Source organism: Tissierella sp. MB52-C2, from assembly GCF_030931715.1.
Lineage (GTDB): Bacteria > Bacillota > Clostridia > Tissierellales > Tissierellaceae > Tissierella.
On record NZ_CP133261.1, the window covers coordinates 1,681,236 to 1,693,653 of the forward strand.

The window sequence follows — 12,418 nt, forward strand, 5'->3', positions numbered from 1 at the left end:
TTCATTTAAATTAAAAGGTTATCATTTATGAGTGTATTTTTTTAGACTATATAATAAATCCCGCTTAGGGAACTTGCCCCAAGCAGGATTTACTATTTTTAATTAATAGTTGGTTATTATCAATTCTTTATATTTCTTTCTTGCTTCCATATTATTAGATACACTATATAACACTTCTGCTTCTTTAGTATTAAAATCCTTATACCACTCTCTAACTTTTTCGTGGTCATTTATCGTTAATAAGAATTTGCCCTTTAAATTAATTAGTTTGTCTCTAAGCAATAGATGATGTTCTTCTCCAAATTTATCTGAATATCCACAAGTTTCAAAATAAGGTGGATCTACAAAGAAAAATGTATGCTCTCTATCATATTTATCAATTACTTTTTCAAAGCTTAGGTTTTCTACATAAGTGTTTCTTAATCTTTCTTTTAACTCTCCTAGTACATTCTTATAAAATATCTGTGGTTTTGGCTTAGAAGTAGTTCCATAGCCATAGTTATTCCCCCTGCCTCCAAAACTTTGTGTTATTAAATATAGAAACCTTACTGCTCTATTTATTTCCGTTAAATGCTCTATAGTGTAATTCTTATATTCATCAAACATATCTCTACTACTTATTTGATACTCTAGCATTCTTTCTACTTCAGGAGCATGGTACTTAATCATATTGAATAGATTTATCAATTCTTTATCTATATCATTAATTACCTCTACCTTAGAAGGCTCCTTACCAAAATACACCCAACCCGCTCCGAGAAATAATTCTACATAACAGGTATGTTGTTCTGGTATCATTTCTATAATAGTTTTTCTTAATCTACTTTTCCCTCCCATTCGTGGGATTGGTGGTTTTAACATTTAGACATCTCCTTTTATTGTATTGGGTTAATAGATGTACACCGCCCATCACATCAAAAAGGAGCAATAAAAAATCCCACCGGGGAACTGGTGAGATTTTCGTAATCCTTATTTACTTGACACATGATTCATTTTGGAATAGTTTTCCATAATATAATAATAGCACACTTAAAACGAACATGGCGAACAAGTTCAAGAATTGCCTAAAAATCTATTATGTATCATTCTTACGCTATCAGCTGTATTATTTCCGCCTATACTTGCTGCCACCTGCTTCCATTCTAATCCATTTATATACCTTAATGTGAATATCTGCCTCACTAAGCTATCTCCTATATTGTTTATGTAGTCATTAGTTTCTTCTACTAAGTCTATTAGCTCCTCTACTCTTCTATTCAGCTTTCCCTGCAATCTATTTAATTTATTATCATAACCTTGATAATCTACTCCTGTAATCAAGAAATTACTTTCTATATAGGGGAAATAAGGAGTAGACCCCTTTACTGAATCTGTTGTTATAGTGTAAGTAATGTCTTCTATTTGCTTTTTTAATATTTCTATTTCGCTTTTTAAATATTTTAGCTCTGATAATTGTTCTTTATCCATTTCTCCTACTCTCCTTTCCTCTCTGCCTCAATCTGTTTCATGACTATATCTATATTAAGCTTAGTCTTATATATAAACTGCATATTACTTTCATATAAAGTCTCTGCTATATCTCTTTTCATCTTTAAATCTGCTATCTTTTCATTCCCCCGACATAAGTCAGATATAATTGTTACCGGCATACCTTCTGCTCTTAATCTTAAGATTTCTTTTGCCAATTCTACTCTATAGTCTCTCTCTGCTATCGCTTTAGCTTTTCCTCTTACTTTTATAATTGTGATTGCTTTACTTAAATCATTTCTATATTTATTTAATTCCATCTGTAAATCCTGCATATCTTCCCTCCCCAAAAAAGAAAAGCCCAGGGATTTTATTTTATTATCCCTGGGCTTCTAGAGCCTCTATCTATGATTTAACACTTACGATATCAATAAAAATACCGCATAATTCTTTTCTGAACGATACGGTATTTAAACTAAATATTTGGTTTTAGTAATTATGATATTAGATATAAAAGTTGTACACCATATTATCTTGAATTCTTATTAATATAAATATTCAATGCTTGCACTGCTTTAAATGATACAAAAATAGCCGAAATATAAAGCATAACTTCTAATACAGCTTTAATATAAACTAAAACAACACTTAAATAACTAAAACCCACCATAATAATTCCCCCTCTGTTAAAGTTTAATATCATTTGTTACACATCATTCTGCTATTACGAATTACTTACATGAAAATTATACCATATAACACCAATATACTTATGATAACATTACTTTTCAATACCGTATTATTCAGTTTTCAATGTTCAGTTACACAAATAATATTCTATATATAATGTCTGTGATATTTATTGAGGAACAACTAATTCTAAAATATTATCTTCTTCTCCTGTAATTCTACCTGATATGCTAAAGTTTTCTCCATCCTCTACACCCTGATAGTACACATCTCCAAAACCTTGAAATTTTGTATTACTATTAATAGTGCGTTTGAATTCCATGTTATTGTATTCATCTATGACGGCTTGATCTTTTACTAAAACTAGTCCCCATTCTTGGTTTACTTCTTTTTGTTTTTCAAAAGCCTTATTTAACCCTTCTATAAACCCTAATGCATAATCATTTTCTAGTCCTTTGGTTGAATATCCTTCTTTACTATATTGGTACCTTAACTTCTTAACCATAGATACTATGCAATCAATAGCATACTCCAAAACTATTCTACATACTGTTACATCCTCATCCTTGCCCATGAACACAATAGTATGTGTTTTGTTGGTTCTATAAAAATGATAACATCCAAAATTTTCAGCAACTACACTAGCTAATTTCCCCTTCCACTTACCTTGCCTAAAGGTTATATTTGTTTTACCTTCTATTACATTAATATCTTTATGCTCCTCTATTTCCTTTAACGAAATTTTATGTTTTACTAACAACTCTTGAGCTTTTAGCATTGCTGATTTGGCTTCATACTCATTTGAGCTTTCGCTAAGTGCTAATAACTTTTTTATTCTTAAAACTATAGTGGTGTCCAATTTTGTCCTCCTCCCATGTATAATAAACGCTTCATAACTTTGTCTTGTTTAAACTGCTACTTTTATACCTCTTCTTTTCAATTCATTAATTAATTCTTTAGTGCTTGTCTGATTAATCTTTTCTATTCTGTCTATATATTCTTTAGGTTTTCTATCTTTAACCAAACGTCTAACTTTAAAATCTTCTTCATTGGCATCAAACAGTTGGAAATCGGCTATATTTGTATACTCTGTATCGTTTAATATTACCCACCACATATTATTAAGATTACGATATACTCTTCCTCTCATTAATCTACCTTTCCAATTTCTAAAATACTTTATTTGACCGTTATATATTGTTTTCCCATCCCTATCAGTGTTGTTATAGCTATATTCACAAGTAGTTCCATCTAAATCCGATAGGTTAAAGTCCATGTTTTTTTGGGGATAATGGCACGACTCTACATAGTGTTGTTTTATTTTATCTTTAGAAAGTTTGTACTCAATTCTAGTGTTCTCAGTAATTCCTAACGCTTTTAAGAATTCAGCTATCTTATTTGCTTCATTTATAAACATAAGCTTTATCATATATGGCATTTTTTCAAATTTATCAAAATCATAATACCCTCCATATTTGTTTTCATAATTGATATTCTGAAAGAACTCAAGTCTAAATCCTCTTGGATACCTTTCAGCCTTAAATTCTAATGTCCCTTTTCTTCCATACCAATGGTCTTTATTTAAACTTTTATAACGTCTCTGATATTCTGGATCACGCCCTATTTGAAAACCTCTTGTACTCATAAAATTAAGTAATCTATGAAGTATAGGATAATCAGACCATTTATTTCTATCTTGCCAGTCATGTTTTTCTCCAGTATCATTTATCAAGTTAATTATAGCTGAATTTTTATCTATACTAAAAAAATATCCTTCCATTTTATTCCTCCTCATCATCCTTGAATAGTTCATGAGTTCCATCTTGAAGTTGCTTCTCTTCCTCCGACATTTTATATCCTAATTTCTTGAGGAACTCATATACATAATCAAGCTCTTCATTGCTTTTATACTTATCTTGCCAATCAAGATAGTCCTCTTTATTGTCAAGCGAATGGTAGGTTGACTGTAACAAGTATAGCTCCGGTTGTTTCCATATATGGTTTACTATGTCCTTCCACTCAATTTTTTTATCTTCCTTTTCAGTTGCCTCTATCCCCATGATCTCTGCTAGTTTTTCAGATGATATTCTATTATATCTGTCTACACTTGCATATAATGTAGCTTCTATTATTGTGTTCATGTTTTTCCTAGATTTTGTATTTGAAATTTCCTTTACAAAATCACTTCTTAATTTATATGCTCTTTCAGATATTTCTTTGAGTGCTACTCTCCTGGATTCTTTTCTCTCTCTTTTTAATCTTCCTTGTTTTTCTGCTTCTGTCTCTATATCTTTTCCTGTATCTTCTTTATATAAGGTGATATGATACTGCCCTACCTCATAAAAATATCTTACTGTATCTGCCACATCACTAGGCCTTTCTATGGTTTCATCACTGCTAGTACTATAACTTTTCACATATCTCAAAATATTACTTCTTGATTCTACTTTTGTAGCAAACTCATTTAACTGTTCTATTATTTCAGAGGTTCTTTTATATCTTTTTTCCTTATCAATGGCATTTCTTAATGTCCAATGGAAGTCATGAGTTCCTACTTTTTCTAATACTTCATTCCTTAGTTCTATATCCTGAATCTTTTCTAACTCAACATAGTCCATGAGAGTACCCCCACGGCTAGTTGACTCTTTTAGTTTCTCCTGGTCTAATTCTAGAAGCTTCATTCTTCTACGAACTGTACTTTCTGAAAAACCTGTTTTCTCTGAAATATTTGTTACTGATTCACCTAGTTCTAACATCATTTGAAATCCCTGGGCCTGCTCATAAACTGTAAGGTCTACTCTTTGCATATTTTCGAGCAACATTGTTGCTACTTGTGTTTTTTTGTCCATCTCTATTATTGCACATGGAACTTCTTTTAGTCCTGCTAGTTTAGCTGCAGCTAATCTTCTATGCCCAATGATAACCGTATATTCACCCTTAGGCTCCCAATTCTTGCATGGTGGACTGTTTGTTTTATCATGTTCATCTTGACATTTGCCAGCCGCTCCATTGAATGCACTGCAAGTCAAACAGTAACCCTCTTCTTCTGGCACTATTGTTAGGTTTTGCAGTACCCCACTTTCCTTTATACTTTCCGCTAGTTCCGTAACATCCCCTAAATCCTTTCTTGGATTATGAGGATGTGGAAATATCTTATCAACTCTAATAAATTTAATCATAATTAAATGTTCCCCTTTCATTTTTTAAATGATTTTAACTATTCTTTCCTGTGTCAAATTTGTTCTTAGTTTTACACCTGTGACATATTATTTCTGCCTTTCCTTCAAGTTCAAGAAGTAATTTGCCACACCTTTTGCATCTGATTTTTTTCATTGCTTCACGCTCCATTTTTCAGCTGAATAGATAATTCTAACCTTGTCCCAAATTTCTATATATCTATTTTTCTTTACTTCTCCCTCTACTATCTTTGTCATTTCTTTAAAATTCTTATAAGGTATAGCTTCAGCTACATTGATACTTAATTCTTTAGAGGTTTCTATTAGCTTGTCCAATTTTCTCCCTCCTAAAATAGACTTAATTGCTCTCCTAATATCTTAAATTCCTCAATATTTCGTCCGTTTACAATTAAAGGCATATATACAACTCCAGGTTCATCTACTAACTCATAATGTGCCACTGCTCCTGTTTCGGTTATTGAAAGTATCCTAACTAATTCTTTCTTTTTCCCCATATGAGCTAATAATGTTTTATCTCTATGAATATGAACTACCATATTAATCCTCCTAGAGTGCCTTTTTATCTTTTCCGTCCATATATCTATTGAACTCCTGCAGGTTGAACATATCTATTTGCTTGACCACTGGTTCTAGTTCTCTCCAAAGTATTTCATCTTTCAGGAGATTTTTTATTTTGCCTTGGGTAGTTGCCCAATCTGTGCCAAATGTTGATATCATGTTATTCCAATCTTCTACATCGTGAGGCTGTAAATCTCCATATTCGTCTATATGCCTAAGTTCATGGTAAAGTAAAGCTATTATTTGTTCTCTTTGCATTCTCTCAATATAATAATTTCTAGTTTCTAAGATGTATTCATATCCTGTCATTTCCATAAATTGTTTATTAGCATTACTTATTCTAGCCATCCAATGTTTTTTAGGCTTTGTGCTTTCTGGCTCTTCCCATTCCATATCTTCTATAAATAAAATCTTAGAAGGTTTTATATGTTTTAATTCTTCAAACCTCTTAACTAGTTTTTCAACTATTGGTCTATAAATCCACGTCTTAATCCAGTGCTTATGTCCAAACTTGGCATTATCTAGTTCTCTTACATGATGCAGTTTCCCTGAATCATCTATGTTGGTATATATTAAGTGGTATCCTCCTGAGAATTCTTTTTCTAATATTATTTCTCCTGTATTATCATCAATTATTCTTAGTTTCTTCACTATCTATCCCCTCCAGGTAATCTAGCATTATTCCATCTCTAGATTTTATTTTCTTACAGTTACATTCAAATTCATTAAATGCTATACTTCCGAATCCTCTTTTACCTTTATTTTTTTGATACTGTTTCCAGTACCAGGATAATGTAAGCCAATCCAATCTATAAACCTTGTCCAACTTAGTAAAATTGATTAATAGAAATGCTATTCCTCCATGCTCGTACCAATTCTTCATGAAATTTATTTGATGATCCTGAATATTACTAAGAGGAAATCTATTTTCTTCTCTGGTCTCCTTTGCATCAAATGCCAAAGGCATACCTTGATATACTCCAATAAAATCCAGTGTGCTTTTTTCTTCATAGTAAGCAGAGGTAATTTTTCCTCCTCTTCGAATTGGCTTCATTGGTGTAGCTATCTTTTGCACTAATGCTATTCCCTTTCTTTTATAAGCTTTATTCGATATGTTTATTATTTCTTCAAATACATCTCCTTTGTGATAACCCATAGATACACTCCTTATTTTAAAATACTACTTACTATAAATTCTTTAAGTAATGTCCCTCTAATTAGCTTTTTCCATCTCCTGAATATTCTCATTAGCTACCATCTCCTTTGCCTTAGCCATAGCTTCATGGAAGCTACAGTTATAATCAAAATACATTCTCTCAACTTCTTCAGCTAATAATAGAACTGGCTTATTCAAGTGGAGTCACCTCCAATATTTTGATAGCTCTATCTAACGCTTGTCTGTCTTTTTCAGAAAGATATTTATCTGCACTTCTTTTATATTTCAAGCTCGTCAACCTTCCTACCATCTCATCCTTAGTCATAAAAAATCCTCCTTATAGTGCTTCATTCTGATTTCTCATTCTTTCTGAGTGTTCTCTTCTTTTTCTTTCAGCTACGTATTCTAACTGATCCGCTGTATATTTATCCGTTCTACTTTCAAAGTTATGGAATCTAGTCTTTTTAGCTACAACATTTTTAGACTGAGTTTTGCTTCTATCAGTAGACAGCTTCATACCTCCCCAAGATTTCCAGTTATTTAGAATTCTATTGACATATGTTCTATTTCTTACTCCTTGATTGGCAGACTCTAAAATTGCATTCTTGACCCATTCAAATCCATATCTTTCCTTTGAGTCCATTATCCACTCAGGAGTAAATCCATCATACTCGAATCCTGCACTTTGATATAATTTTGCTAGTTCTGAAAATTCATCATCAAAAACAAGTGCATCATTTTCTGTATTAATACTAGTATTTATATCGTTTAGTTTAGTTTGGTTTAGTTTATATAATGTGCTACTACTGTGCCCCTCCTGTGACTCCTGCTGTGTACCTTTCGTGCCTACTTCTGTGCCTACTTTCTTACACTCAACATCCTTTGTTCCTTCTTTTGTGTTCTGTTGTGTGTCTACTACTGTGCCTACTTTTTGACTATCAAACCTTACCATTTTATATTTTCCAGCTTGGTTTGAAGTTCCTTTTTTATACTGAACTAATCCTTTTTGAATTAATACATTTCTTGCTTTATCTAGCCCTTGCCGAGATAATCCAGTCAACCCCTGTAGTACTAGATTGGCTACAGTAAACTCATCAGCCCATCCTGCTTTATTGTTTATAGACATTAGAGCATGCCATAAAGCAATTGCACCTGTCGATAATGTGTTATACAAAAGCCAATCATAGAACGAATTTATCTCTTTTATATAGTTCATTTAGTTATCACCTTCTTTATATCAAGGGGGATTTCTCCCCCTAAACTAAAATGGATTATCTTCGCCATCAAATGGGTTATCCATAAATTCTGCTGGTATATCTTCTATCTCGCCAGTTTCCATATTTACTGCCTCTTTTTCTTTAGAAGGTTCTTTTTTAGGACTACTTACTAGCATTTCACATGCCTTTTTAATCACTGGATCTGTCCTATCATTTCCTAGTAGCCACTTAATATAGTCGGGTGCCTCCTTATATACTTCCTCTAATGTTTTACCTTTGTGTTTGCCAAAAGTTAATTTAATATTCTTAGATTCTACTTCTGTCATTGTTGAAACCTGTTCTTGTTGTATAAATTCTTTCATATCTTCCATATCTTGAGTGAATAGTTCGGAAAGACTTGCTACAGTTAGTACTGCGTCTATTTGGGCTCTTTTCTTGGCCATCTTAAGTATTGTATTGGCTTGACTATATATCTCTTCATTTTCAAGCTTATACTCTGCCTTACCCCACCTATTAATTTTACTTTTAAGAGAGTCTTTATCTATCCCTACAGGTAAATCTTCTTCCTTGTACCATCTCCATCTATACTTGTCCTCTTTGGAGTTACAAGACCCTACACCTTCAGTTATCTTCCGTCCTTGTTGAGATAAAATACACTTCATTGTATAAGCAAATATCCCCTTATCATAATCCTCTATCTTTTCCATGAATTCATATTCACTAGTTAAACCAAACATCATCAAAATCTTTTCTCCACCTGGCTTTAATAATGTAGGCTTAGACGTACCTGGTATAACATCATAATCATGCCCTGATTTTAATTGGCTTTGTACTGCTGCTTGAATTTGTGTAATTTTATTTAAAGTTCCTACTATTGAGCTAACCTCAACACTTTCTATTAAACTCATCATTAAGTTATTAGACATATTATTCCTCCTAATTTTTACTTAGATCTTCTATTATCAACTTCTTATTTATTTCAACTGCCAGTAATTTAGCTCCACACTGGCAGTTATATAATTTATTCTTCTTTATTTCTATTTCTCTACCACATTTAGGACAGTTCATTAAGAACACTTCCTTCTAAGTTCTTCTACAAAATCCATATCTTTAAAACTTACTTGTCCTTCTATTTCCTCTATTTCTTTAGGCTGTTCTGTATTATCTTTCATATGTTCAATCTTTATCTTTTTATAACATCCAGGACCATATCCACGTTTTGCTGATTCTTTATTAGTTAATGCTCGTCCACATCTTAAACAAATTGACATTTGTATTTCCTCCTTAGGATCTCTATGTTATAATAGAGTTAATTAGATATTTTTTTAATTTATTGAGCTTTTCAAGTTGCCGCTTGAGAGCTCTTTTTCTTTTTTGGATTTATATCTCTTTACTCTATGGTGTATATTGCTATTTGTAGAGTTATATATTTCAGCTACTTGTCTATAAGTCATCCCTTTGTTAAGAAGTTCTATCATATCCTCTACATCGTCATTACTTAGTTGGAATTTTTTATCAGATATTACTGAAAATGCTTTTTCAGGTAACATAAATTCTTCTGAACATATAGCTATAGTTAAAGCTGCTATATTATATCTAAGATCTAATGCAGTTTCTGTATTTAACACCTCCTCACCCCCTATCTTGAAAATACTACCGAAAGAGCTGCACCTGCCATTTCAAACACTTCTTTAGTTACTTCATCCCATCTATCCTCTTCATGCCTGTCTATTCTTCCATCACAAGCTATCTTTATCATGCAAGGTTTGACATCATCAACATCCCCAGATTCCTTTTGGAGTACCAGGACTGATTTAGCTATATCTGTAATATCAATTTCGGGGAGAATCTCTTGCCCTAGTTTCGTAGATAATCTTAAATGTTCATATCCTAACCACTTAGCCCCATATACTGTTGCCATGTCTGCTACTATATCTCCGTGGGGAATCGTATTTCCTAACTCATAGTTTCCTAATGCTCTTACACTTACCCCCAACCTCTCGGATGCTTCTATTTGGGTTAAACCTGCAACATTTCTAGCTAATTGGTATATATTTCTGCAACTTTCATTCATTCAATTTCACCTCTTTTCATGATAAAATTTAATTAATGAAGAAACTAAGCTGTTTTCTTTTCCTTTTCTTTTTTAATCTTTTCTAGCTTTGTCCATTCCTCATTTAGCCTAGTAGTTAGGTCTTCTGCTTTGCATATGAAACAGATTAATCTAATTTGTTTCATCTTTTCCTTTCCTCCCTTCTTCAAATTTAATTTTCCTCACTTCCTTCTTTCTTTTTATTGATTTTTTCTTTAAATTCTTCTGCTCTTATAATTCCTCCAAGTACTTTGTAAAAGTTTTTTTCTATCGCTTGATAATTTTCATCATAAGTAGCAGCTAACCCATCTAATATTGGTGTAGGTAATCTTGACATGCTATCCCTCCTTTCTCTTTATATTGCTCTTCTCACCTCCTATGCTGTTTTATCTTCCAATAATTCTGCTACTGTTACTACTAAGAACCTTTCTATTCTCTTTTGCTCTATTCTTATAATGTGTTGTGTTTTTATTCTCTTATGATAAAATTACAATTATGATAGGAGCTGATAAATTTGTACACTATAGTTCACTTTTTTATATTAAGATCATTAGTTTATTTTAACGTTAAAAATATTGGATTTACCGGATTCCCCATGCCCATAGAAGAATTACTTAAAAGCATTTGGTTTCTACCAGTCTCAAATAACTATAAGGCTGCCCAAATATATACATTAGAAAATGTAGGACTATTATCTACTTTCAATCATGAATACGGTGACGAAAATGAAAAAAGAACTCTAATGATATATTTAACTAAAGATGGTTGGTATCGGTATCATGAAAAAAAGGCTAATATTTCCAACACCATATTCCAATGTATTTGGAATGTTATAATCCTTTTATTTGGTTATTACTTGGGGAAATTTAGCTAATTTGAAAAATTATTAAAGTAACTATAATTCCAATCATTATACCAAAGATAAAAGTAATAAACCTACTACTAAAAAACATTCTTGTTTCAGCATCACGCTTTTGATTTATTAAAAAAGCCAAATCTATTCTTGAAATTTCAGTTTCTAAAAGTTTCACTCTTTCTTCAATCGTTAAATTCGGATAATCTTTAACTGTAAGTATTTCTCCCTTATCTTTAACTCTCACCCCTTCTCACCTCCTATGCTGTATGATTATCTACATTGCGCTTTGTTGTATTATTGTTTAAAAAAATATCTGGAAATAATTTTTCCATAGGCGTTTCATATATTTCTTCAAAACCTTTCGCAATTATTAAAGATGGATTTCTTTTCCCTTGCTCTATGAACGATATTAATTGTTGAGTGGTATTTAACTTTTTTGCCACATATTCTTGTGACCATTGATTATTTTTCCTTTTATCTATTAAAAATTTCCTTTTATTCATTTTTTCACCCCTCTCGATATTGCACTTTGTTGTATTCTATAACCATATATTACACTACACTTTGTTGTATGTCAATAGTTTCTTTACATTTTGTTGTAAATGGTTTTTTAAACTACATTTTGTTGTATAATTTAAGTATCTTTTAGGCTTGAAAGGAGATTCATATGATAGGAAATAGAATTAAAACTTTAAGAATAGAAAAAGATTTACTACAAAAAGATTTAGCTAATAAGTTGCGCTTATCTCAACAAACTATAAGTCTATATGAGTCTGGGAAAAGAGAGCCTGATTATGAAACATTAAATAAAATAGCTAAATTCTTTAACGTTTCAGTTGATTTTATTTTAGGTAATAGCGATATCAGAAACCCATATAAGGATAATAAAGAAGAACTTCCCGACAGCTTTGAAACTCCTGAAGAAGCAATTAAATTTCTATTAGAACAAAATGTAATCATGGGATTTGGTGGCTTTGATGTTAATAAGCTTTCTGATGAAGAAAAAGTTGAGTTTGCTAATGAATTGCTAAATCAATTGAAATTATTGAGTTATAAATATAAGAAGTAGGACGTAGTACAAATATAAAATGGTTTGTGCTATAAAAAAATAGAGCATAGTATAAATATAAAATAAAATACAAAACTAATTAAAAATAAATTATAAAAGCAGTTTGTTTTGAGGTG

General features: G+C 31.6%; 24 protein-coding genes. 2 read left to right on the forward strand and 22 right to left on the reverse strand.

The window, feature by feature from the left end; genetic code table 11:
• Positions 1 to 102: 102 nt before the first annotated feature.
• From RBU61_RS08380 to RBU61_RS08475, 20 genes are all read right to left on the reverse strand, one after another.
• The gene (locus tag RBU61_RS08380; RefSeq protein ID WP_308879224.1) at positions 103 to 861 is read right to left on the reverse strand and encodes a DNA adenine methylase; all 759 of its coding nucleotides are present in this window, start codon (positions 859 to 861) and stop codon (positions 103 to 105) included.
• Positions 862 to 1,053: 192 nt separating this feature from the next.
• Positions 1,054 to 1,467, reverse strand: coding sequence for a hypothetical protein (locus RBU61_RS08385; RefSeq protein WP_308879225.1), 414 nt, complete (start codon positions 1,465 to 1,467; stop codon positions 1,054 to 1,056).
• A gap of 5 nt (positions 1,468 to 1,472) precedes the next feature.
• On the reverse strand, positions 1,473 to 1,802 hold the full coding sequence (locus RBU61_RS08390) for a hypothetical protein (RefSeq protein WP_308879226.1): 330 nt from the start codon (positions 1,800 to 1,802) through the stop codon (positions 1,473 to 1,475).
• A 194-nt stretch (positions 1,803 to 1,996) separates the two neighbouring features.
• Positions 1,997 to 2,137: a hypothetical protein gene (locus tag RBU61_RS08395; protein WP_308879227.1), complete on the reverse strand. Its 141-nt coding sequence runs from the start codon at positions 2,135 to 2,137 to the stop codon at positions 1,997 to 1,999.
• 189 nt (positions 2,138 to 2,326) lie between these two features.
• Complete coding sequence (locus tag RBU61_RS08400; protein ID WP_308879228.1) at positions 2,327 to 3,016, reverse strand: DUF2786 domain-containing protein; 690 nt, start codon at positions 3,014 to 3,016, stop codon at positions 2,327 to 2,329.
• Between the two features lie 48 nt (positions 3,017 to 3,064).
• Positions 3,065 to 3,937, reverse strand: a complete 873-nt coding sequence (locus tag RBU61_RS08405) for a hypothetical protein (protein WP_308879229.1) — start codon at positions 3,935 to 3,937, stop codon at positions 3,065 to 3,067.
• A 1-nt stretch (position 3,938) separates the two neighbouring features.
• On the reverse strand, positions 3,939 to 5,336 hold the full coding sequence (locus tag RBU61_RS08410) for a ParB/RepB/Spo0J family partition protein (RefSeq protein ID WP_308879230.1): 1,398 nt from the start codon (positions 5,334 to 5,336) through the stop codon (positions 3,939 to 3,941).
• A 150-nt stretch (positions 5,337 to 5,486) separates the two neighbouring features.
• Positions 5,487 to 5,669, reverse strand: a complete 183-nt coding sequence (locus RBU61_RS08415; protein ID WP_308879231.1) for a hypothetical protein — start codon at positions 5,667 to 5,669, stop codon at positions 5,487 to 5,489.
• Positions 5,670 to 5,680: 11 nt separating this feature from the next.
• Entirely contained in the window at positions 5,681 to 5,890 is a 210-nt protein-coding gene (locus tag RBU61_RS08420) for a hypothetical protein (protein WP_308879232.1), read from the reverse strand.
• 10 nt (positions 5,891 to 5,900) lie between these two features.
• Positions 5,901 to 6,563, reverse strand: a complete 663-nt coding sequence (locus RBU61_RS08425; protein ID WP_308879233.1) for a putative metallopeptidase — start codon at positions 6,561 to 6,563, stop codon at positions 5,901 to 5,903.
• Positions 6,541 to 7,068 (reverse strand): Holliday junction resolvase RecU, encoded by a 528-nt coding sequence (locus RBU61_RS08430; protein ID WP_308879234.1) that lies wholly within the window; start codon positions 7,066 to 7,068, stop codon positions 6,541 to 6,543. Before RBU61_RS08430 ends, RBU61_RS08425 begins: the two co-directional genes overlap by 23 nt.
• Before the next feature lie 57 nt (positions 7,069 to 7,125).
• A complete protein-coding gene (locus tag RBU61_RS08435) occupies positions 7,126 to 7,266 on the reverse strand; it encodes a hypothetical protein (protein WP_308879235.1) in 141 nt (46 codons plus the stop codon).
• A complete protein-coding gene (locus tag RBU61_RS08440; RefSeq protein WP_308879236.1) occupies positions 7,259 to 7,393 on the reverse strand; it encodes a hypothetical protein in 135 nt (44 codons plus the stop codon). Before RBU61_RS08440 ends, RBU61_RS08435 begins: the two co-directional genes overlap by 8 nt.
• Before the next feature lie 12 nt (positions 7,394 to 7,405).
• Positions 7,406 to 8,284 carry a hypothetical protein gene (locus RBU61_RS08445; protein WP_308879237.1) on the reverse strand — a complete coding sequence of 293 codons (879 nt, stop codon included), beginning with the start codon at positions 8,282 to 8,284 and terminating at the stop codon, positions 7,406 to 7,408.
• A 45-nt stretch (positions 8,285 to 8,329) separates the two neighbouring features.
• Complete coding sequence (locus RBU61_RS08450; protein WP_308879238.1) at positions 8,330 to 9,211, reverse strand: hypothetical protein; 882 nt, start codon at positions 9,209 to 9,211, stop codon at positions 8,330 to 8,332.
• Positions 9,212 to 9,221: 10 nt separating this feature from the next.
• Positions 9,222 to 9,353, reverse strand: a complete 132-nt coding sequence (locus RBU61_RS08455) for a hypothetical protein (protein ID WP_308879239.1) — start codon at positions 9,351 to 9,353, stop codon at positions 9,222 to 9,224.
• Positions 9,353 to 9,556: a DUF6011 domain-containing protein gene (locus tag RBU61_RS08460; RefSeq protein ID WP_308879240.1), complete on the reverse strand. Its 204-nt coding sequence runs from the start codon at positions 9,554 to 9,556 to the stop codon at positions 9,353 to 9,355. The genes RBU61_RS08455 and RBU61_RS08460 overlap by 1 nt, the downstream gene beginning before the upstream one ends.
• Before the next feature lie 54 nt (positions 9,557 to 9,610).
• Entirely contained in the window at positions 9,611 to 9,913 is a 303-nt protein-coding gene (locus tag RBU61_RS08465; RefSeq protein WP_308879241.1) for a hypothetical protein, read from the reverse strand.
• An 11-nt stretch (positions 9,914 to 9,924) separates the two neighbouring features.
• A complete protein-coding gene (locus RBU61_RS08470; protein ID WP_308879242.1) occupies positions 9,925 to 10,359 on the reverse strand; it encodes a helix-turn-helix transcriptional regulator in 435 nt (144 codons plus the stop codon).
• 190 nt (positions 10,360 to 10,549) lie between these two features.
• Positions 10,550 to 10,714, reverse strand: coding sequence for a hypothetical protein (locus tag RBU61_RS08475; RefSeq protein WP_308879243.1), 165 nt, complete (start codon positions 10,712 to 10,714; stop codon positions 10,550 to 10,552).
• A gap of 177 nt (positions 10,715 to 10,891) precedes the next feature.
• Here RBU61_RS08475 and RBU61_RS08480 point away from each other — a divergent pair, with 177 nt between their 5' ends.
• Positions 10,892 to 11,251: a hypothetical protein gene (locus tag RBU61_RS08480; RefSeq protein ID WP_308879244.1), complete on the forward strand. Its 360-nt coding sequence runs from the start codon at positions 10,892 to 10,894 to the stop codon at positions 11,249 to 11,251.
• Here RBU61_RS08480 and RBU61_RS08485 read toward each other — a convergent pair.
• Together RBU61_RS08485 and RBU61_RS08490 are read right to left on the reverse strand one after the other, a co-directional pair.
• Positions 11,244 to 11,477, reverse strand: coding sequence for a hypothetical protein (locus RBU61_RS08485; protein WP_308879245.1), 234 nt, complete (start codon positions 11,475 to 11,477; stop codon positions 11,244 to 11,246). The genes RBU61_RS08480 and RBU61_RS08485 overlap by 8 nt on opposite strands.
• A 13-nt stretch (positions 11,478 to 11,490) precedes the next feature.
• Positions 11,491 to 11,736, reverse strand: a complete 246-nt coding sequence (locus tag RBU61_RS08490) for a helix-turn-helix transcriptional regulator (protein ID WP_308879246.1) — start codon at positions 11,734 to 11,736, stop codon at positions 11,491 to 11,493.
• Positions 11,737 to 11,900: 164 nt separating this feature from the next.
• On the opposite strand from RBU61_RS08490, the gene RBU61_RS08495 reads away from it, so the two are divergent.
• Positions 11,901 to 12,302 (forward strand): helix-turn-helix transcriptional regulator, encoded by a 402-nt coding sequence (locus tag RBU61_RS08495; protein ID WP_308879247.1) that lies wholly within the window; start codon positions 11,901 to 11,903, stop codon positions 12,300 to 12,302.
• Positions 12,303 to 12,418 lie beyond the last annotated feature (116 nt).

Excerpts from the sequence above, each read along its gene's own strand:
- RBU61_RS08410 (WP_308879230.1), bottom strand. The coding sequence starts at position 5,336 with ATGATTAAATTTATTAGAGTTGATAAGATATTTCCACATCCTCATAAT.
- RBU61_RS08460 (WP_308879240.1), bottom strand. The coding sequence starts at position 9,556 with ATGTCAATTTGTTTAAGATGTGGACGAGCATTAACTAATAAAGAATCA.
- RBU61_RS08440 (WP_308879236.1), bottom strand. The coding sequence starts at position 7,393 with ATGACTAAGGATGAGATGGTAGGAAGGTTGACGAGCTTGAAATATAAA.
- RBU61_RS08385 (WP_308879225.1), bottom strand. The coding sequence starts at position 1,467 with ATGGATAAAGAACAATTATCAGAGCTAAAATATTTAAAAAGCGAAATA.
- RBU61_RS08475 (WP_308879243.1), bottom strand. The coding sequence starts at position 10,714 with ATGTCAAGATTACCTACACCAATATTAGATGGGTTAGCTGCTACTTAT.
- RBU61_RS08470 (WP_308879242.1), bottom strand. The coding sequence starts at position 10,359 with ATGAATGAAAGTTGCAGAAATATATACCAATTAGCTAGAAATGTTGCA.
- RBU61_RS08450 (WP_308879238.1), bottom strand. The coding sequence starts at position 9,211 with ATGTCTAATAACTTAATGATGAGTTTAATAGAAAGTGTTGAGGTTAGC.
- RBU61_RS08430 (WP_308879234.1), bottom strand. The coding sequence starts at position 7,068 with ATGGGTTATCACAAAGGAGATGTATTTGAAGAAATAATAAACATATCG.
- RBU61_RS08395 (WP_308879227.1), bottom strand. The coding sequence starts at position 2,137 with ATGGTGGGTTTTAGTTATTTAAGTGTTGTTTTAGTTTATATTAAAGCT.
- RBU61_RS08390 (WP_308879226.1), bottom strand. The coding sequence starts at position 1,802 with ATGCAGGATTTACAGATGGAATTAAATAAATATAGAAATGATTTAAGT.
- RBU61_RS08380 (WP_308879224.1), bottom strand. The coding sequence starts at position 861 with ATGTTAAAACCACCAATCCCACGAATGGGAGGGAAAAGTAGATTAAGA.
- RBU61_RS08405 (WP_308879229.1), bottom strand. The coding sequence starts at position 3,937 with ATGGAAGGATATTTTTTTAGTATAGATAAAAATTCAGCTATAATTAAC.
- RBU61_RS08490 (WP_308879246.1), bottom strand. The coding sequence starts at position 11,736 with ATGAATAAAAGGAAATTTTTAATAGATAAAAGGAAAAATAATCAATGG.
- RBU61_RS08445 (WP_308879237.1), bottom strand. The coding sequence starts at position 8,284 with ATGAACTATATAAAAGAGATAAATTCGTTCTATGATTGGCTTTTGTAT.
- RBU61_RS08455 (WP_308879239.1), bottom strand. The coding sequence starts at position 9,353 with ATGAACTGTCCTAAATGTGGTAGAGAAATAGAAATAAAGAAGAATAAA.
- RBU61_RS08495 (WP_308879247.1), top strand. The coding sequence starts at position 11,901 with ATGATAGGAAATAGAATTAAAACTTTAAGAATAGAAAAAGATTTACTA.
- RBU61_RS08420 (WP_308879232.1), bottom strand. The coding sequence starts at position 5,890 with ATGGTAGTTCATATTCATAGAGATAAAACATTATTAGCTCATATGGGG.